This is a genomic window from Flavobacterium sp. RNTU_13 (assembly GCF_046614455.1).
Lineage (GTDB): Bacteria > Bacteroidota > Bacteroidia > Flavobacteriales > Flavobacteriaceae > Flavobacterium.
Genome location: NZ_JBKJHB010000007.1, coordinates 200,232 through 221,033, shown reverse-complemented (window position 1 = coordinate 221,033; position 20,802 = coordinate 200,232). Strand labels below are relative to the sequence as shown.

15 protein-coding genes are annotated in these 20,802 nt (G+C 43.7%); 9 read left to right on the top strand and 6 right to left on the bottom strand.

Annotated elements, in window-relative coordinates:
- Positions 1-82 precede the first annotated feature (82 nt).
- Both ACLI08_RS15345 and ACLI08_RS15340 read left to right on the top strand, forming a co-directional pair.
- Entirely contained in the window at positions 83-1,954 is a 1,872-nt protein-coding gene (locus ACLI08_RS15345; protein ID WP_411429386.1) for an ABC-F family ATP-binding cassette domain-containing protein, read from the top strand.
- Between the two features lie 125 nt (positions 1,955-2,079).
- Entirely contained in the window at positions 2,080-2,700 is a 621-nt protein-coding gene (locus ACLI08_RS15340; protein WP_411429385.1) for a hypothetical protein, read from the top strand.
- Positions 2,701-2,733: 33 nt separating this feature from the next.
- Here the strand turns inward: ACLI08_RS15340 and ACLI08_RS15335 are convergent, their stop codons facing one another.
- From ACLI08_RS15335 to ACLI08_RS15320, 4 genes are all read right to left on the bottom strand, one after another.
- Positions 2,734-2,988: a Rho termination factor gene (locus ACLI08_RS15335; RefSeq protein WP_411429384.1), complete on the bottom strand. Its 255-nt coding sequence runs from the start codon at positions 2,986-2,988 to the stop codon at positions 2,734-2,736.
- 188 nt (positions 2,989-3,176) lie between these two features.
- Positions 3,177-3,869 (bottom strand): hypothetical protein, encoded by a 693-nt coding sequence (locus tag ACLI08_RS15330; protein WP_411429383.1) that lies wholly within the window; start codon positions 3,867-3,869, stop codon positions 3,177-3,179.
- A 197-nt stretch (positions 3,870-4,066) separates the two neighbouring features.
- Positions 4,067-4,819, bottom strand: coding sequence for a LytR/AlgR family response regulator transcription factor (locus ACLI08_RS15325; protein WP_411429382.1), 753 nt, complete (start codon positions 4,817-4,819; stop codon positions 4,067-4,069).
- 100 nt (positions 4,820-4,919) lie between these two features.
- Positions 4,920-7,826 (bottom strand): histidine kinase, encoded by a 2,907-nt coding sequence (locus ACLI08_RS15320; RefSeq protein ID WP_411429381.1) that lies wholly within the window; start codon positions 7,824-7,826, stop codon positions 4,920-4,922.
- Positions 7,827-8,477: 651 nt separating this feature from the next.
- Between ACLI08_RS15320 and ACLI08_RS15315 the strand changes: the two genes are divergently transcribed.
- The 6 genes from ACLI08_RS15315 to ACLI08_RS15290 all read left to right on the top strand — a co-directional run bounded on the left by ACLI08_RS15315 (position 8,478) and on the right by ACLI08_RS15290 (position 15,880).
- Positions 8,478-9,560 carry a DUF4476 domain-containing protein gene (locus ACLI08_RS15315; protein ID WP_411429380.1) on the top strand — a complete coding sequence of 361 codons (1,083 nt, stop codon included), beginning with the start codon at positions 8,478-8,480 and terminating at the stop codon, positions 9,558-9,560.
- 158 nt (positions 9,561-9,718) lie between these two features.
- A complete protein-coding gene (locus ACLI08_RS15310; protein ID WP_411429379.1) occupies positions 9,719-10,420 on the top strand; it encodes an ABC transporter ATP-binding protein in 702 nt (233 codons plus the stop codon).
- A 118-nt stretch (positions 10,421-10,538) separates the two neighbouring features.
- Positions 10,539-11,111, top strand: a complete 573-nt coding sequence (locus ACLI08_RS15305) for a cob(I)yrinic acid a,c-diamide adenosyltransferase (RefSeq protein ID WP_411429378.1) — start codon at positions 10,539-10,541, stop codon at positions 11,109-11,111.
- A 177-nt stretch (positions 11,112-11,288) separates the two neighbouring features.
- Positions 11,289-11,510 (top strand): DUF2795 domain-containing protein, encoded by a 222-nt coding sequence (locus ACLI08_RS15300; RefSeq protein ID WP_002986941.1) that lies wholly within the window; start codon positions 11,289-11,291, stop codon positions 11,508-11,510.
- Between the two features lie 102 nt (positions 11,511-11,612).
- Entirely contained in the window at positions 11,613-14,984 is a 3,372-nt protein-coding gene (secA, locus tag ACLI08_RS15295) for a preprotein translocase subunit SecA (protein ID WP_411429377.1), read from the top strand.
- Between the two features lie 131 nt (positions 14,985-15,115).
- Positions 15,116-15,880 (top strand): hypothetical protein, encoded by a 765-nt coding sequence (locus tag ACLI08_RS15290; protein ID WP_411429376.1) that lies wholly within the window; start codon positions 15,116-15,118, stop codon positions 15,878-15,880.
- 94 nt (positions 15,881-15,974) lie between these two features.
- Here the strand turns inward: ACLI08_RS15290 and ACLI08_RS15285 are convergent, their stop codons facing one another.
- Both ACLI08_RS15285 and ACLI08_RS15280 read right to left on the bottom strand, forming a co-directional pair.
- Positions 15,975-16,817: an isoaspartyl peptidase/L-asparaginase gene (locus ACLI08_RS15285; protein WP_411429375.1), complete on the bottom strand. Its 843-nt coding sequence runs from the start codon at positions 16,815-16,817 to the stop codon at positions 15,975-15,977.
- A 125-nt stretch (positions 16,818-16,942) separates the two neighbouring features.
- Positions 16,943-17,884: a cyanophycinase gene (locus tag ACLI08_RS15280; RefSeq protein WP_411429374.1), complete on the bottom strand. Its 942-nt coding sequence runs from the start codon at positions 17,882-17,884 to the stop codon at positions 16,943-16,945.
- A gap of 244 nt (positions 17,885-18,128) precedes the next feature.
- On the opposite strand from ACLI08_RS15280, the gene cphA reads away from it, so the two are divergent.
- Positions 18,129-20,747 carry a cyanophycin synthetase gene (gene cphA, locus ACLI08_RS15275; protein ID WP_411429373.1) on the top strand — a complete coding sequence of 873 codons (2,619 nt, stop codon included), beginning with the start codon at positions 18,129-18,131 and terminating at the stop codon, positions 20,745-20,747.
- Positions 20,748-20,802 lie beyond the last annotated feature (55 nt).

Below are 20,802 nucleotides of genomic sequence, written 5' to 3'. Positions count from 1 at the left end.
ATTGTACAAAACATTCGAGCCCATTCGTGTAATTCGTGGCGAATACAATTAAAACCCTATTTTTGCACAAAACTTTGTAACTGTGAATTACCTTTCAGTAGAAAATATAGCCAAGTCTTTTGGCGAGCGTACCCTTTTCGAAAACCTTTCGTTTGGTATTAACAAAGACCAGAAGATAGCTTTTGTAGCCAAAAACGGTACCGGAAAAACCTCTATCCTTAAAATTATTACCGGCGAAGACCAGCCCGATAGCGGGCAGGTGGTTATGCGAAAAGACATTAAAATGGCGTTCCTGAGCCAGGAGCCTAAACTGCAGCCGGAACTTACCATAGAGGAAAGCATTTTTGCCAGCGACAGCGATATCCTTAAGGTTATAGAACAGTACGAAAAAGCACTGGGAAACCCCGAAAATGAGGAGGCATACCAAAAGGCGTTTGAAAAAATGGAACTGTACAACGCCTGGGACTTCGAAACCCAGTACAAGCAAATCCTGTTTAAGCTAAAGCTGGACGACCTTAAATTGAAGGTAAAAAGCCTTTCGGGCGGGCAAAAGAAACGCCTGGCACTGGCTATTATCCTGATAAACAAGCCTGATTTGCTTATCCTGGATGAGCCTACCAACCACCTTGACCTGGAAATGATTGAGTGGCTGGAGAATTATTTTGCCAAAGAAAACATGACGCTGTTTATGGTTACCCACGACCGCTTTTTCCTGGAGCGTGTGTGCAACGAAATCATAGAGCTTGAAAACGGTAAACTGTACCAGTATAAGGGTAACTACAGCTACTACCTGCAAAAGAAGGAAGAACGCATAGCCGCCGAAAACGCCAGTATAGACAAGGCGAAAAACCTGTTTGTAAAGGAGCTGGAATGGATGCGACGCCAGCCAAAGGCACGTACTACCAAAAGCAAAAGCCGCCAGGACGATTTTTATGTAATTAAGGAAAAAGCCCACAGCCGCCGTAAGGAGCAGCAAATAGAGCTGGAAATAAACATGGAGCGTATGGGCAGCAAGGTTATAGAGCTGCACAACCTTACCAAAGCATTTGGCGATAAAAAAATTGTAGATGGCTTTACCTACGGCTTTAAACGTGGCGAGCGTATAGGTATTATTGGCAAAAACGGTACGGGAAAGAGTACCTTCCTAAACCTGCTTACACAAACCATGGAGCCAGACAGCGGCAAGGTTACCATAGGCGAAACCATAAAGGTGGGCTACTATACCCAAAGTGGCATTAACCCGAAACCGGAGCAAAAGGTAATTGATATTATAAAGGAGTTTGGCGAATATATTCCGCTGGCTAAAGGCAGGATGCTATCGGCGGCGCAGTTGTTAGAGAAGTTTTTATTTGACCGTAAAAAGCAATACGACTTTGTAGAAAAACTGAGCGGTGGCGAGCTAAAACGCTTGTACCTGTGTACCGTACTGATACAAAACCCTAACTTCCTGATTTTGGATGAGCCTACAAACGACCTTGATATTGTAACGCTAAATGTGCTGGAGCAATTCCTGATAGACTACCCGGGTTGTTTGCTTGTGGTAAGCCACGACCGTTATTTTATGGATAAAATTGTAGACCACATGTTTGTGTTTAAAGGTAACGGAGAAATTGAAGATTTTCCCGGCAATTACAGTGACTGGCGTAGTTATGAGGAGAGCGCCGAACCCGCCGATAAAGAGGATAAAAAAGCAGATGCCGCCGACAAAAAGAACTGGAAACAGAACCGCGTTAAAGCCGGGCTTACCTACAATGAGCAAAAGGAATTTGACAAAATAGAAAAAGACATTAAGGAACTGGAACGCAAAAAAGCCGATATAGAAGCGCAGTTTAGTAACGGCAGCATAGCCGATAAGGATATTTCTGCCAAAGCCGAAGAACTGCAAGTTGTGCTAAATGATATTGATACAAAAACTGAGCGTTGGTTTGAACTGAGCGCGAAAATGGAGGAGTAACTTTTAGTAGGCAGTATTCAGTCGCAGTTAGCAGTGTTCCATTTGGAATAAAGCAGCGTGCCTAAAAACTAATCGCTGATAGCTCCCGAATAACCAAATAAACGAATAACCGAATAAACACAAAAATGAGTTACGTATCTTTTCTCTGGAAATCATCTAACGATCATGGCATACATTCGCCGTTTGTTTTTTCGTTTATAAGTACTACGTTTTACAACGGCAGCCCACTGCGCGAATTGAGGTCGGCCAAAATATCAGGGCCACTGCACCCGCGTACGCTGCGTGTTTTGTACAAAATTATTGTAAACCGTAAGGCCTTTAAAATTTTGGTTTTGGGCGCGCAGTCACGCGAAGTAACCGAACAGCTGCGTGCTGCTGCCGAAATAACCAAGAGCCAGTTGTGGTTTTTCTCACCGTTGGCTACTGTGCCCGGCGGTGTAGACCTGGGTATTATTACCGGAACATCAACAGCCGAAATACTTGAGCAGTGGGAGCGCATAAAAACTGAAACCAACCCAAACAGCATTATTGTGCTACCCGAAATTAACCGTAATCCCGCGGCGACACTTGCCTGGCAAACCCTGCAACAATTACCTGAAGCTACCGTAACCATAGACACCCACTTTGCAGGTATAATCGCTATGCGCAAAGGACAGGCTAAGCAGCACTTTATCATCCGCCCCGAAAAAGTATGGCTGCGCGATGTGGCACTGGGCGCACGTAAACTGTGGGGGCTTTTAGGATAACAGGCTAACAGCCAACAGGCCTAGTTATTTCCCTTAATTATTTCTAAGGGCGTGTATAAGTTGAGCTTTTGTCATAGTGCTACGTCCTGCAATACCTACTTTCTTTACCTGTTCATACAAATCCTGTTTGGTTCGGTCTTCATACTTTTCGGCATTACCACCTCGTTTTTCGGCACCCTTACTGTTTGCTATCCTTGCCGATTTTTCTTTACTATAGCCCTTGCGGCGAAGTGCCTCATATTGTTCAGGATCTTTTACCTGTGGCCCCGGAGTTTTATCATTTGGCATAACGTATTGTATTTAAAGGTTTGTCATAAACGTATTGTTCATTAAAGTTAGTGCCTGTAGTAAAATTAGAGCGTTAACCCACAGTTAATTAATACCCTATAAAATGCCAAAAGGCGCACCTTATATAAGGTACACCTCTTGGCTCAATCACATAAATCAACCTTTATAATCCGTCTGCTTTTTTGCTGTTAGTTCGCAGATTTTTTAGCTTCTTCGTTTTCTTCACCTTTAGCTGTTAAACGGTCCCATTTAAACATTGGGGCAAATTTTAGTTTAATTTCCGCTATTTTCATGTTGTCTTTAGAAGACAAACCTTCTTTCTCTACTGTGTTTTTACGTGCATCAAGTGCCTCGTACCATGCTTTTATCATATCAAGTTCTTCACGAGAGTATGAATCGCGGTTTGTTTTAAAGTTTTCGTAGAAATCCTGGTATACTTTCAGGATATTATCTTTGTTTACCCAAGCAAAGCTTTTATCATCGCCTTTTACGTTATTTGCACCGAAAAGAGCATCGGCTACCTTGTTAGCACCTGTAGCTACAGCAGCCTGAGCCTTATCTGCCTGGGCTTTAACTGTTTCTTCGGCTTGTGTTTTTATACCTTCGTATTTGGCTTTAGCCTCCTGGATTTTTTCGCTCGTTTTAGCATCGTTTTCTAAAACGGCAAGTGATGAATCTGCCTTAGCAGTCATTACTTCATATTCGTGCTGAATAGCTGCCCAGTTTGCTGCACGCTCTTCTGCTGCTACGTTATTTACAGAGTCTACAAAAGATACATACTGATCTACCTTTTGCTCTGCTTTCATTTTACTTTCGTCTTTACAAGAAGTAAGTGCAAGGGCACTAAGAGCCACAACCGCTGCAAGATTTAATTTTTTCATGGTCAAGATATTTTTTTGTTACTATGTTTAAGCCAAAATTATGCGGATTTTACACACAAATCAAAATACACCTTAATAAATTATAAATACTTTAATATTTTTAACTTTATATTTAGAATTTTATCAAAATTTTAAATTAAAAATACATCCCACTAGCAATCTTATACCGCAAAAAAAAGAGCCTCACGGCTCTCTTTTTATCGTATGCGTTTCAGCAGCTCCTCTACCCTTTCGGCAGAGATACCGGCAATGCCTCCTCCCTGCATTTTAAGGAATCCACCGTCTGACTTTACGTACTCTGCCACACAGCGCGTATTTATAAGGTACGACTTATGGCAACGCATAAAAAACGGCACATGAGCCAGTGCTTCTTCAAAATGTTTAAGGTTTCGGCTGGCCAAAAATGTAGAGCCATCGGTAAGGTAAAACTCACTGTATGCTGCTTCGCCCTTCAGCATTATAATTTCGCAGGGTTTTATAAACTTTAACGATTGTGCTATGGGTACCACTATACGTTTATTTTCCCAGTCGGCTGCGCCATTAAGGTTTTGCTGCAGCGTACGCAGCTGCCCTGCAGCTTTAACCGCCTGTTGTTTTTCAAACCTTGCCACGGCATCTGATAGTTGCTGGTGCTGTATGGGCTTCAGCAAGTAGTCTATAGCCGAAAACTTAAACGCCTGCAAGGCATACTCGTTATATGCTGTAGTAAAAATTACGCTAAAATTTATCTCATCGTCATTAAAAAAGTCCAGCAGCTCCAGGCCACTGTGCCCCGGCAGTTCTATATCCAGGAATACCAGTTGAGGCTGGTGCTTGCGTATGGCCTTAATGCCCGACGGCAGGTCTTCGCAAGAGGCCTCTACAGATAACTGCGGGCAATACTGCGCTATTATTGCCGCCAGCAGGTTACGTGCGCGGGGTTCATCGTCTATTATAATACAAGAAATCATATCGTTTTTTTAATGGTGCAAAAACAGCCGGAAATGTACCACGTACCGTGTACACATTAGCCGCTTAATTTACTAAAGGTTGTTACCGTTTTACCACACGTCACTTTTCGGGGTAAAGGTACGGAATGTGCAGCCTCACTACAGTGCCGCAGGCATTGCCGTTTTCATCATGTTTATCAGTTATGTGCAGCCATATTTTTTTTGGCAATCCGCGGTTCAGTATCTCAAGCCGTTTGTGGTTAGCATACGTAGCAAACGACTGATGGTTTTTACTACGGCGGGCATTTAACTCCCCACTGCGCCTACGGCCTATGCCGTTGTCTTCCACACAGGCTACAATGCCCGTTTGCTCTGCGCTAATGTGCAGTGCCAGCACGCGGTTATTTTTTTTGTGCAGCAGCCCGTGTTTCATGGCATTTTCTACATAGGGCTGTATGAGCATGGGTGGCACATAAATGGTTTCAGGGCTAAGGCCCGGGCTTGTAGATATGGTGTAGGTAAACGAATCTTCAAACCTTAGCTTTTCTAACTCTATGTATAGCGTAAGGGCACGCAATTCTTCGGAAAGAGGCACCAGCTCTTTACCCGAAAGGTCTAATATAAGGCGGGTAAGTTCGCTAAACTTACCCAGGTATAACGATGCCTGCTCGCGCTCATTAGTATAAATGTAAGACTGTATGGTATTTAAGGCATTAAATAAAAAGTGAGGATTCATTTGAGACCGTACCGTACTGAGTATACTTTGCTGTAGCTCGTGCTCCAGTTTTAGCTTTTGGGTTATCAGTTCGTTTTTCTGGCGTATGGCTTTTATGCGGTTACGGTAATAAAGCACCGCTGCAGTACTTGCTGCTACGGCACAAAGCATTATAAACCACCAGCGCTTGTACACGGGTGCCTGTATAGAAAACGTAAACAGTACAGGCTTTACAGATGCCACACCATCTTCGTTTATAGCGCGCAGTGCTACATTGTAGCTACCGTCAGACAAGTAAGCCAGGTTGAGCACACCGGAACGTTCGGCAAGGCTGCTCCAGCGCCCGTTATTTACCTTGTATTGTACGGTAACAGCATCTTCTCCCTTGTATGCCAGCGTGGCATAATCTATATCTACAGTATGGCTGCGGTACGAAAGTACCATGCCCGCCCTGTAATGCACCGGCCTTCCGTTTACCATAACCCGATTTATATGAATAACCGGTGCCACACTGTTAAAGGTACTAAGCTGTGTATTAAATTCCAGCAAACCTTCAGACGTGGCAGCGTACAGTGTGTTACCGCTTGGCAGTATATCGCGCAGATCGGCTCTCGAAAGGCAGTCGCTGGTAAGATAGGCGGTAAACTTATGGTTTTGTGTATCATAGCACTGTATACCATTATCCATAAGCATCCAAAGCCTGTTGCCCTGCACACGTAGGCGATATACGGCATTGCCTAAAAGTCCGTCTTTTACCGTAAGGTGCCCCTGTACTTTAGTACCGGTAACCTTGTAGACACCACTGTTAGAAGTACCCACATACAAACTACCCTGTACCACACGCGCCTGTATACCCATAATAGGCACGCCACTGTCTGTAATAAAACCCTTGCCTTTTGGCGAAAAATAGTACAAACCCTCTACGGTAGTTATATAAAGGGTTTCTGTCCGGGGTATGTATGCCACACCCTTACAGCGTAGTGGCTTATTAAACAGCATATACGTATTAGGTACCGCCATATTTCCTGCTACGGGTAACCATGCGGGTAGCTTTGGCGGTACGCCTTGTATACCAGTAATTGCCGTACCGCTTGAGTAAGCTATGGCTAATGTGGTGGGGTTTATAGCTACAGCCGACTTACCCGCAGCCTGAAAAACACTCGTATTGCCAGCAAGGCCATGAATATAGGCTTTATCGCTAAAAAAATAGATTTGGCCCGGCAATGGTTCCTGTATGTTTATAATTTCGTGCCGGGAGGTACCTCCTGTTATACTGTCAAACCTACCTTTTATCGCATTAAAACGCAGCAACTGGTTAGCATCGGTACCGGCATACAGGCTACCATCCGGAGTTTGATGTAGTGCGGTTATGTTCCGGTTTTCATAAGGGTACACCCGCGCCTGCAGGGTCATGGCCATAATTAGCCCTTTGTTAAGAGTGGCAAACCAGTAGTTACCCTCTCTATCAGTAATAACATTAGAAACGCTGGCCTCTTTAAAAAAGCAATGCCCGTTAAAGGCGGGCGTCATATCCTTGTTAAAACAATATGCGCCGGCACTGGTAGAAACCCAAATGTAACCACCTTCTATCTGTACGTTTTGTATAAAGGTATGTGCGGGCAAATCAGCTAACGGATGTAACATGCTGCCGCTTAACTCGTATACGTGGGGCGCCGTGTTCTTTGTAAAAACAAACCGCCTTCCACCACTGTTTAGTAAAAAAAACAAGTGGTTAGTAGAAGCGGTGTTTATTGGCGTTATAGTGGCTTGTCCTCCCGGGGTACACTGTAGCAGTCCGTTGTTTGTTATTGCCTCCAGGCGGTTAGAGGTATAAAAAACAGCGGAAGAAAAATACCCTTTTACAGGCGTGGCCGTATAGGCGCCGGTAGCGAGGTTAAGTGTACGCAGGGTATCTGTTACGGGCACGGTAAGCAGGTTTCCGTTTAAAATTCCTGCGGGCGCATATCCCTTTGCCTGCAGGGCTTTTATTTTTACAAGATTCTGGCCCGGCGTGGTGCGATAAAAATTTCCGCTGAAATCCTGACAATAAACCGTACCGTAATACTCCAGCAGGTTAGACAATGCTTTTCCCTGTTGTTCTTTACCCGAATAATGCACAAAACGCTTGCCATCGTAGCGGCTTAATCCCCTGTCGTGTGCTATCCAGATAAAGCCTGTTTTATCCTGCTTAAGGTAGTATACCGTATTACACGGCAGCCCGTTTAAATTGTTAATTACGCGGTGCACAGGGTCCTGGCCCCATAGCGTAAGGCTACATAAACACACTACCCACAGTATGTATAACTGCTTCATAAGTAAGGTACGGTGGCTGGCGCCTGGTTTTACAATTGCGAAAGGATTTCTTTTAACAAAACTACCTAATAATAAACATGAAATTTAATTTACTCCCAAAAAAAGATGGGAAACGCCTTACCGGAGCCATTTATCTTGTTCGGGAGAAAAAACTCCCTGTTGCTGTCAATTAAAAAAATCCACTCCCTTTCGCTGTAATGCATTACGCTACAGTTACGGCTATTTATTGTGGGGTACCATACGGGAGTGGAACAACTACTACTTAATCTTAAAAAACGCTATTACTTAAAAGGATGCCTGTTTTTATAATCCTGTAATGCAGCCTTTGCTGCACCACAGGACGTTTTATTTTCTTTTTGACAAGAAGATAGCGCAAAGTTAGGTGTACCGAAGGCAAAATTTGTTACCGGTTTTATGAAAGCAGGTTCTGGTTTTATAAAAACAATGGCTGCCTTTACAGTGGGTCACTGGTGTGAAATTACGTTTAAAACCGGAGGTTTTTAACCGTTTTATTCCTGTACCGTTATGATTTTTTACAAAAATTTCACACTATTTAATAATTTTGGCACGCCAGTTGTTTTATTGTTGTAAAGAATTAATAATTTTAGTCGCGATAAAATGAATGACCAATAACTGAAACACTTTATTACTATGAAAAAAATTACCTTATTGCTTATTATGCTGGTTGCCGGCATTTTTACAGCCCATGCCCAGCCTACTCCTTTTCCTACAGGAAACCTTACCATTTTTAGCGAAGACGGTTCGCCTTTCTTCCTTATACTAAATGGCCAACGCTATAATGACAAGGCACAAACTAATGTACGTATAGAAATGCTGCCTAACCCGTACTATGATTGTAAGATTGTTTTTGCTAACGGCCGTATACCTACCATAAGCAAAAACATACAAATTGCCGATATGGACGATACTATGCAGGATGTAACCTACCGCATTAAAAAAGACAAAAAAGGACGCCGTTTCCTTAGATTCTACTCTCAGGTGCCGGCTGCACAAAATATAGTGCGCCCAAATAACTGCGCGGTATACCACTACGGTGAGCCAAACGATATGTATGTAGGCCCGGACGGTACCATTTACCACGAAGAAACTGTAACTACTACTTATGGCGACGGCTTTGGCATGAATGTAAATGTAGGTGGTGTAGGCATGAGCGTTAACGTACCCGGCGGTATGGGATCTACCACTACAACTACTACAACTACCACTACTACAGGTGGTACCTACAGCAATGGTGGCGGTTATAATAATGGTGGTAACTATAACAATGGCGGTGGTTACAACAATAGTGGTAACTACAACAACGGTGGTGGATATAACAACGGTGGTGGTTACAACAACGGCGGTGGCTACAACAACGGCGGTGGCTACAACAATGGTGGTGGCTATAACAACGGAGGCGGATACGACAACAGCTGCCGCATGGCTATGAGCAATGCTGATTTTCAGGATGCACTTACCACTATTAAAGGCAGCAGCTTTGACGATACCCGCGAAAGCACCGCGAAGCAAATCCTTTCGTCTCACTGTATGAGTACAGATCAAATCATTACCATGATAAAACTCCTAAGCTTTGAAGACAACAAGGTAAGCCTTGCAAAATATGCCTACAACTACTGTGTAGACAGAAAAAGCTACTTTAAAGTAGCCAACAGTTTTACGTTTGACGCTTCTAAGCAGGAAATGAACGAATTTTTACAGTCGCAGCGCAACTAACGTTTGCACTACAGGTAAATACTAAATAAGCTCCCCTGCGGGAGCTTATTTATTTTATACAACAGCGTAACAAAACCCGGCACATTGCTACTAATTTTGTAAATCAATAGCAATCGTTTTTAGCAAAACGGTTAATTTTAAGCTTGCAAAACAACGCTATGGCAAAACCCATTATAGAAATAAAAGGAATTACCCGCGACTTTCCGCTGGGTAACGAAATTGTAAAGGTGCTTAAAGGGGTAAACCTTACCATAAACAAAGGCGAATACGTAGCCCTTATGGGTCCTTCGGGTTCGGGGAAAAGTACCCTTATGAACCTGCTGGGCTGCCTGGATACACCCAGTGGCGGCACTTATATATTAAACAACAAAAACGTAAGCCACATGACCGACGATGAGTTGGCCGAAATACGTAACAAGGAAATAGGCTTTGTGTTCCAAACCTTTAACCTGCTTCCGCGTACCACCGCGTTAGACAATGTGGCACTACCCATGGTGTATGCCGGCTACAAAAAACCCCAGCGTAATGCGCGCGCCACCGAAGTTTTAAAACAGGTAGGCCTGGGCGACCGTATGGACCACAAACCAAACCAGCTTTCGGGTGGGCAAAGGCAACGTGTGGCGGTAGCCAGGGCACTGGTAAATAACCCATCTATAATACTTGCCGATGAGCCTACAGGTAACCTGGACAGCAAAACATCGGTAGAAATCATGAAACTGTTTGGCGATATCCACGCTAACGGCAACACCGTAATACTGGTAACCCACGAAGAAGACATAGCTGCCTACGCACACCGCGTTATACGCCTGCGCGACGGCGTTATAGAAAGTGATAATGTAAATCCTAATCCGCATAAATAGGAATTTCAGATTTCTGATTTTAGATTTCTGATTGCCACTCAAGCTATTAAAATGCATGAGTATAAACGGCAGCGTGAAGCTCAATCTAAAATCTGAAATCAAAAATCCGAAATCAAAAATGAAAGTATACACTAAAACAGGAGATAAAGGTACCACTGCCCTTTTTGGGGGTTCACGTGTGCCGAAACACCATATACGTATAGAAAGCTACGGCACGGTAGACGAACTAAATTCGCACCTTGGGCTTATAAGGGATCAGGAGATGAACCCGCATTACAAGCAAATCCTTGAAAAAATACAGGACAGGCTCTTTACCGTAGGTGCCATATTGGCAACAGCCCCGGATAAGGCCATACTTAAAAACGGAAAGGAGCGCCTTAACATACCTAAAATTTCGGCAGCAGACATACAACTGCTTGAAGACGAAATAGACCAAATGGAAAGCCAGCTGGAGCCTATGACCCATTTTGTGCTTCCGGGCGGGCATACTACAGTGTCATATTGTCATATAGCACGCTGCGTTTGCCGCCGTGCAGAGCGCCTTTCGGTACATTTATACGAAATGGAACCCTTTGAAGACAATGTTTTGGCATACATAAACCGCCTTTCTGACTACCTTTTTGTATTGGCACGGAAGTTGTCGAAAGATTTGGGCGCCAATGAAGTGAAGTGGATACCTGAAAAGTTATAGTGCCTGATGCCGGGATAACCGGTGTGTGCAGGGTAAACGGTAACGTTTTCTATAAAGCTTTCTTACTAATACCCTCCGGCACAAAACGTTCTTTATTTTTTTAATAAATTAAGTAAAATTTTACTTGACTTTTTCAGTAATAAATTTATTTTTGCATAAACTTAAATCGTTTAGAAGATGTATTGGACACTAGAACTGGCATCTTATCTAAGTGATGCACCGTGGCCGGCTACCAAGGACGAGCTAATCGACTATGCCATAAGGACCGGAGCGCCACTTGAGGTTGTCGAAAACTTACAATCCATTGAGGATGAAGGAGAAATCTATGAATCAATGGAAGAAATATGGCCTGATTATCCTACCGACGAAGACTATCTTTGGAACGAGGATGAATATTAAAAGCACAAAATAGATTTGAAAAGAAAAAGTCTCTAATTCAGAGGCTTTTTTTATTTAAATTTGTGCGCGAAAACGCAAATACACAGTAATTTAATTTATATAATGAGTTTAGTTAACAGCATTTTAAAAGCCTTTGTAGGCGACAAGTCTCAAAAAGACGTAAAGGCGCTGCAACCCATTGTTACGAAAATAAAATCGTACGAGGGCGCCATTGCACAGCTGTCGCACGACGAGCTTAGGGCAAAAACCGTATACTTTCAGGAAAAGATACGCGAAGCCCGTGCCGACAAAGACGCTAAAATAGCCGACTACCTTAACGAGGTAGAAAAAGTACAGGATATAGATGCACGCGAAGACATATATGCATCTATAGACGCACTTGAAAAAGAGGCTTATGAAATATCGGAAAAAACCCTTATGGAACTGCTTCCTGAGGCATTTGCCGTGGTTAAGGAAACTGCACGCCGCTTTAAGGAAAACACCAGCATTACCGTTACCGCTACAGAGCGCGACAGGCAACTGGCACAAACCAGGCCGTACATAACCATAGATGGCGATAAAGCCACATGGGCCAATACATGGAACGCCGCAGGCCGCGATGTTACCTGGGATATGGTACACTATGATGTACAGCTTATGGGTGGTACCGTGCTGCACCAAGGTAAAATTGCAGAAATGCAAACCGGTGAAGGTAAAACCCTTGTGGCTACACTACCGGTATACCTTAACGCGCTTCCGGGCCTTGGGGTACACGTAGTTACCGTAAACGACTACCTTGCAAAACGAGATAGCGCATGGAAAGCTCCACTATTTGAGTTCCACGGGCTTACAGTAGACTGTATAGATAACCACCAGCCAAACAGCGAAGGCCGCCGCCGCGCTTATGCTGCAGATATTACGTATGGTACTAACAACGAGTTTGGCTTTGACTACCTTAGGGATAACATGGCACACTCGCCGGAAGACCTGGTACAGCGTAAGCATAACTTTGCTATTGTAGACGAGGTAGACTCGGTATTAGTAGACGACGCCCGTACGCCGCTTATTATTTCGGGCCCGGTACCTAATGGAGACCGCCACGAGTTTAACGAGCTTAAGCCAAAAGTAGATAACCTTGTAAACCTTCAGCGTACCCTGCTAAACGGTGTGCTGGCAGAATCTAAAAAACTGCTTAAAGAAGGTAAAACAAAAGAGGCCGGTTTCCTTTTATTAAGGGTACACCGCGGTTTGCCAAAAAACAAAGCGCTTATTAAATTCCTTAGTGAAGAAGGTGTTAAGCAACTGCTTCAAAAAACAGAAAGCCAGTACATGGCCGATAACAACCGCGATATGCACAAGGTTGACGAAGCACTGTACTTTGTTATAGAAGAAAAAAACAACCAGGTAGAGCTTACAGATAACGGTATTAAATTCCTGTCTCAGGATACAGATAACGACTTCTTTGTACTACCGGACATTGGTACGGAAATAGCCAATATTGAAAAACAAAAACTAAACAAAGAAGAAGAAACAGAGCGCAAGCAACAACTGTTTGCTGATTTCTCTGTTAAGAGCGAACGTATACACACCCTTACCCAGCTTCTTAAAGCGTACACGTTGTTTGAAAAAGACACTGAGTATGTGGTAATGGACAATAAGGTAATGATTGTAGACGAGCAAACCGGCCGTATTATGGACGGTCGCCGTTATTCAGACGGTCTTCACCAGGCAATTGAAGCTAAGGAGAATGTAAAAATTGAGGCCGCTACGCAAACCTTTGCTACCATTACGCTTCAAAATTACTTCAGGATGTATAACAAGCTTGCCGGTATGACGGGTACTGCCGTTACCGAAGCAGGTGAATTCTGGGAAATATATAAACTGGATGTGGTAGAAATACCTACAAACAGGCCTATTTCGCGTAAGGACCACCACGACCTGATTTACAAAACCATGCGTGAGAAGTTTAACGCGGTTATTGAAGATACGGTAGAACTTTCTAAAGCGGGCAGGCCGGTACTTATTGGTACCACATCAGTAGAAATCTCTGAACTTTTAAGCCGTATGCTTAAAATGAGGGGTATTAACCACAATGTACTAAACGCCAAGCTTCACAAAAAAGAGGCAGACATTGTAGCCGAAGCCGGTAAACCGGGCATAGTAACCATAGCTACCAACATGGCGGGCCGTGGTACAGATATTAAACTTACACCGGAAGTTAAAGCCGCAGGCGGACTTGCCATTATAGGTACAGAGCGCCATGATTCGCGCCGTGTAGACCGCCAGCTTCGTGGTCGTGCAGGACGCCAGGGAGACCCGGGTAGCTCTCAGTTCTACGTGTCGCTTGAAGATAACCTTATGCGTTTATTTGGCTCTGAAAGGGTAGCCAAAGTTATGGACCGCATGGGCCTTAAAGAAGGTGAGGTTATACAGCACTCTATGATGACAAAATCTATAGAGCGCGCACAGAAAAAAGTGGAAGAAAACAACTTTGGCCAGCGTAAACGCCTGCTTGAATACGACGACGTAATGAACAAGCAGCGCGAAAACGTATACAAAAAGAGGAAACACGCACTGTTTGGCGACAGGCTTAAAGTGGATATTGCCGACATGATGTACGACCTTGCTGAAACTATTGTAAGCAACAACAAGCCGGTACGCGACTTTAAAAACTTTGATTTCGACCTTATCCGTACGTTCTCTGTAAGTTCGCCGGTAAGCGAGTTTGAGTTCATTAAGCTAAACGAACAGCAGGTAACTGCCAAAGTATACAAGGCAGTAGCCGAAGCCTACAACAATAAGTGTACACAAAACGCTACCGAGGCCTTCCCGGTTATTAAAAATGTGTACGAAAACAATAACGCACAGTATGAGCGCATTGTAGTACCGTTTACTGATGGGCTTAAAATTATGAGCGTGGTTACAAACCTGGAAAAGGCATACCAAACCCAGGGTGTATCGCTTATAGATGAGTTTGAAAAGAGTATTACACTTGCCGTTGTAGATGAAGCGTGGAAAAAACACCTTCGTAAAATGGATGAGCTGAAACAATCAGTACAGCTTGCCGTTCACGAACAGAAAGACCCACTGCTTATTTATAAGGAAGAAGCATTTAAGCTGTTTAACAAAACGCTTAACGAAATTAACCGCGAGGTAATATCGTTCCTTCTTAAGGCTGAACTGCCACAGCAAAACCCGGCTAACCTGGCGCAAACCAGGATTCCTGAACCGCCAAAAGAGCAGTATATAGAATCTAAGGAAGAAGTACTTAATACTGAAGAGCAGATTGAAAGAGCAGCACACGAAGCCGCTGCAAAACAGGCACCTGAGCATACGGTTACAGAAACCATAGTAAGGGATGCCCCTAAAATTAACCGCAATGATAATGTTACCATTAAGCACATTATGAGCGGAAAAACTGAAACCATGAAATATAAGAAAGCCGAAACCCTGCTTAATACAGGAGAATGGATTCTTGTAGCTTCTGAAGAGTAATTACTTTTACTTCATAAAACAAAAGCCCGGAACATTTGTTCCGGGCTTTTGTTGTTAATATTATTTAACCACTGCAGTATAAAAATAAATGCCGCATTTTATACATTTGCAAAAATTAAAATCAACCAACAATGAAAAAATTACTAAGCCTTTTGTTTTTGCTACTTTTATCCAACGCGGTTACCGCTCAGTATTTTCCGGGAAAACATTACCGGTCTTTTTTGGGTAAAAAAGTAAAGATTGTTACCAAAGGATTATATTACTACGATGTGCATAAAAAACCTAACTCACGAAGCAAGCACTATGCAGAAGTAGACGGACATACTCCGAAGGAAGCTTTAGAAAACAAGGTATTTATGGTTATAGGCTTTGAGGGAGAAACAACCTTTGGTTTATTCTTCGTACTAAGCAACGCCGAAATAGGGAAAGTATACTATGAATACTCACTATATAGCGAGATATTATTTGACCTTGTACCGGTAGAAGATTTTGATTTTAAAGACGACGTCTGCTCTGAAGTTAATAGCTGGATAGATAAATTTACAGGCGAAATTCGTAAAACAATGAGTACTAACTACAATGTTTACTTTAGCCGTAACGGAAACGATATTTACACCATTCTAAAAACGAAATCAAAAACGCTAGTAGTAGGTAAAAAAGGGGCAACTATGTTGCTTGAGGATGGCAGTAAAATAAAGGACACTGAAACAGAAATCGACGTAAAAACAGTTGATGATGGGTATTACGAATACAGTGTAGTTATCAGGCTTACACCTGAGGACATTGAAAAGCTTAAAAAATCGTATGTAACAGACTACCGCTTATATATATTTGATGAGAGCGTAAACTCAGGTAAAATATGTAAAAAATTATTTGAATGCATACTAAGTAATTAATAAAATACCCATAATATAAAAAGTGCCGGAACACAACAGTTTCGGCACTTTTTTATTTAGTAATAAGCTTGTATCACAAGGACAAGTTATAATTCTAGCCAAATACCTCAACGTCCAGGCCGTCAAAACTGGCAAATACCATACTCGGGTGCGAATCTTTATGGCATATATTACCCTGGGCATCTATACCTATAGCTCCGGCAAAACCATCGTAAGGCTTAAGTTCCTCAAATGTTTTGGCAAAAGCATCGCATATAGGCATACCATCGGTCACCCGGGTTACTATTTTAGCGGCGGTAGCATTGCTTACAATATCTTCCCCTACCCCGGTGCAGCTAATGCCACAAAAAGCATTGGCATAATTACCGGCCACTGTAGCCGAATCAGATATACGCCCCACCATTTCAAAGCCTTTACCACCCGTAGACGTAGCTACAGCCAACTTACCATCAGCATCGAGCGCTACGCAACCTACGGTACCTGTGCCTGTTGAGGCCCGTTTCTTTTCAAACTCGGCTCTGCGCTCAGGGGTTTCTGTACTAAAAACCTCAAAACCATTCCCGTGGGCAAACGCTGTCGCGCCCGCGCCGCCAAGTACCCTATCGTCATACGGCATTAGCTTTTCAGCTACTTTAATAGGGTTTTGTACGTTTTGTATGTTAATTACACCACTCATCTTTTGGGTAGTACCATCCATAAGCGCGGCGCTCATACGTATTTGCCCATCGCTTTGTATCTGGGAGCCTATACCGGCATTAAACAGCGGATTATCCTCAAGCAGGCTCACCGCATACACTACAGTTTCGGTAGCGGTATGCGTTTTAAGGTAGTCATACGATTGTTTTACAATAGCCGTAAGCGCTTCCTGCTTGGCAGTCTTGGTTTTCAGGTCGGTAGACGATTCGCTAAAAAAACCTCCGTGAATGATTATCTTCATTTTACTGTTTTATGGTATTTCACAAAGCTACATAAAGAAGGCGTAAAGTTTCGCAAAGATTTACCCCCTTTGCAGCACTTTACGCCCCATTCATAATTTATAATTCAACATTTAAAATAATAACCTTACTCCCTGTCGTCTGCGCTAACCCTTGTGTCGGCGTGGTCGCTGTTTATTTCCGCAGTAACCGGAATAGAATATTGCGAATTACGGATTTCCATTTGGTGCGTGTTCAGGTCATACGTATCGTACATACTCATTACGTGCACCACCAGGTTGTTTATGCTTATGGGCTTACCCAGTTCTACCTGTGTAAGGTTGGTGTCTTTAATCTGACGACCGTCTACCAGTATTACAAGGCCAGACCCTATAGCTTCCATACGCCCGTTAGCCGTAATAAGCAACCCCGTATCTTCTCCCAGGCCTATGCCCAGGGTACGCGGGTTACCCACCACCGTTTGAAACAGACGCCCTATGCGGCCGCGCTGTACAAAGTGGGTATCTATAATTACGTCTTGTATCAGGCTAAGGCCACTGGTAATTTTTACCTCACCTTTAAGCAACGCCTCGCTGCTACTGCCTTGGTAAATCATATTGTTACTGGCAGCGGCGGCACCTGCACTGGTACCTGCGTATATAAAATCTTCGTTTTTAAACTTATCCAGCAGTATATCATGAAACTCGGTTCCGCCCAGTATAGAGGTAAGGCGCAGTTGGTCGCCCCCGGTAAACATAACCACATCGGCTTCGCGAAGGCGTTGCAGCACTTCCGGGTCATGGGCTTGTTCGCGTTTTTCTATATACAGCACACCTACGTTTTTAGCGTTCAGGTATTCAAAAGCCTTTATATACTCAGGCCCTACCTCGCGGGGTATTACAGATGCTGTAGTTATAATTTCAATCCGGCTTTGGGCACCATTTTTCGATTCACGAATGATGCGCTTCATTATGCCGGTTTCAAAAAAATTGAGGTTGTTGGCAACGTTCTGGTCAAAAGACACTTCGGTAAAACTGCCCTTATCTACGGCGCCACCTATTATAATTAATTTTCCCTTTACATTGTTCATAAATACAAAAGTACGTTAAAAAGCTAAAAACGCATATTGTGCGTTAATTATTTCTTTCCTAATTGTTACCGAATAAAATTGTGCTGAAAAAAATTAACCACACACCGCAAATAAGTGATTTTTTTTAACTAATTTTCTACACTACAAACACAATAAATTGTTTTTGTGTTAAATTTTCGCAAAAAATAAACCGTAAGCTATTTAATACCAAAAAATAAACACTTAATTCCCCTTACTGCCAATTATGAAAATTGAGAAGATCCAGGCCCTGAAAGGGCCAAACATTTGGAGCGTTAAACGTAAAAAACTCATCCAGATGCGCCTTAACCTTGAGGAAATGGAGGAGTTTCCTACTAACAAGATTCCCGGATTCAGGGAGCGCATAGAAGCACTTATACCTACCATGTACGGGCACCGCTGCAGCGAGGGCGCACCCGGTGGCTTTTTTGCACGTGTAGAGCGCGGCACATGGATGGGCCACGTAATAGAACACATAGCCCTTGAAATACAAACCCTTGCTGGCATGGAAACCGGTTTTGGCCGTACACGCGAAACCAAAACCCCGGGTACTTATAACGTGGTATTTAGTTACGTAGAAGAAAATGTAGGAATTTATGCCGCTGAAGCATCGGTTCGTATTGCCGAAGCACTAATAGCCGGCACCGAATATGACCTTGATGCCGATATACAGGAAATGCGCCGCATACGCGAACGCGACCGCCTGGGTCCAAGCACTGGAAGTATTGTGGAGGAAGCCGTATCACGGGACATTCCGTGGATACGCCTGGGAACCAACTCGCTGGTACAGTTAGGCTACGGTATTAACCAAATGCGCTTTCAGGCTACTATCACAAACAAAACCAGTCATATAGCGGTAGATATAGCGTGTAACAAAGAACAAACAAAGCGCATGCTGGAAGCGGCCTCTATACCCGTAGCCAGTGGTGGCATTTGCTCTACCGAAGAAGGGCTTAAGGAAATCATAGACAAAATAGGCTACCCCATAGTGCTAAAGCCGCTGGATGGTAACCACGGCAAAGGGGCTTCTATAAATGTAAAAACATTTGAAGACGCGCTTGCGGGGCTGGAGTTTGCTCAAAAATACAGCAGCCGTGTTATTGTAGAAAAGTTTATTACCGGGTTTGATTTCCGCGTGCTGGTTATAGACAATAAAGTAGTGGCTGCCGCCCAAAGGGTACCGGCGCACGTTAAAGGTAATGGTACGCACAGCATTCAGGCTTTAATAGACATAGAAAACCTGGATCCGCGCCGCGGCTACGGCCACGAAAATGTACTGACCGAAATTACCATAGACCGTGATACTACAGACCTGCTGGAAAAGAAAGGATATACTCCCGATACGGTTCCTGCAGCGGGAGAAATAGTATACCTAAAATCTACTGCTAACCTTAGTACAGGAGGTACATCTGTAGATGTTACTGACCTGATGCATCCTGAAAATATTTTCCTTGCCGAACGCATAAGCCGCGTTATAGGGCTTGATGTGTGTGGAATAGATATAATGGCCGAAAACCTTACGCAGCCGCTTAAAGAAAACGGAGGGGTAATACTAGAGGTTAACGCCGCACCGGGATTCCGTATGCACCTGGCACCAAGCGAAGGACTGCCGCGCAACGTAGCCGCGCCGGTTATAGATATGCTGTATCCGCCGGGTAAACCAAGCCGCATACCTATATTTGCCGTTACGGGTACTAACGGTAAAACTACCACTACCCGACTGTTGGCACATATTGTAAAAAACAACGGCTACAGGGTAGGCTTTACCACATCTGACGGTATATACATACAAAACCATATGCTGGAAAAAGGCGATACTACAGGCCCTTTCAGCGCAGAATACATACTGAAAGACCCTACTGTAGAGTTTGCCGTACTGGAAACCGCACGCGGTGGCATACTGCGTTCGGGACTTGGTTTTAGCCGCTGCGATATTGGTATCATTACCAATATACAGGAAGACCACCTGGGCTTAAACGACATCCATAATCTTGATGACCTGGCGCGGGTAAAACGTGTTATTCCGCGTAGTGTGAAAAAAGACGGATGGGCCGTACTAAATGGTGACGACCCTGAGTGTATTAAAATAGGCCGGGAGTTGGAGTGTAATGTGGCCTACTTTAGTATGGATGAAGATAATCCGTTTATTAAAGAGGAAGCAAAAGCCGGCCGCGTTACTGCCGTTTATGAAAATGGTTTTATTACAGTTAAAAAAGGCGAATGGAAAATACGTATAGACAAGGCATCGCACATTCCGCTTACACTAGGTGGAAAGGCTAAGTTTATGATTGCTAATGTGCTGGCGGCTACACTGGCGTCATACCTGTGGGGCTTTAAAACAGACGACATAAGCCTTTCACTTCAAACCTTTATTCCGGGTGCAGCACAAACGCCGGGCCGCATGAATATTTTTGAGTTTAAAAACTTTAAGGTACTAATCGACTTTGCCCATAACCCCGCCGGGTACATGGCGGTAGAGGATTACCTGCAAAGTGTGGAGGCTACCAAAAAAATCGGTATCATATCGGGCGTGGGCGACAGGCGCGACCAGGATATACGCGATTGCGCTACCATAGCCGCCCGTATGTTTGACCACGTTATTATACGAAACGAAAAGCACCTGCGTGGCCGTACCGAAGAAAATATAAACGCTCTTATACTGGAAGGCTTTGAAGCAAGCGGCAGGCAAATAACCTACGAGATTATACCTAAGGAAACCGAAGCCCTGAAACATACGTTGCAAAATGCAGAAGAGGGCAGCTTTATTGTAGCCCTTAGCGATGTGGTTACTAATGCCATAGAAATGGTACAGGGGTATCTTGATTTAGAAAACGAACAGGCATAATCCTTTGTTCCAAAGCATACAAAAAGCCCCGCAGTTAGACTGCGGGGCTTTTCTC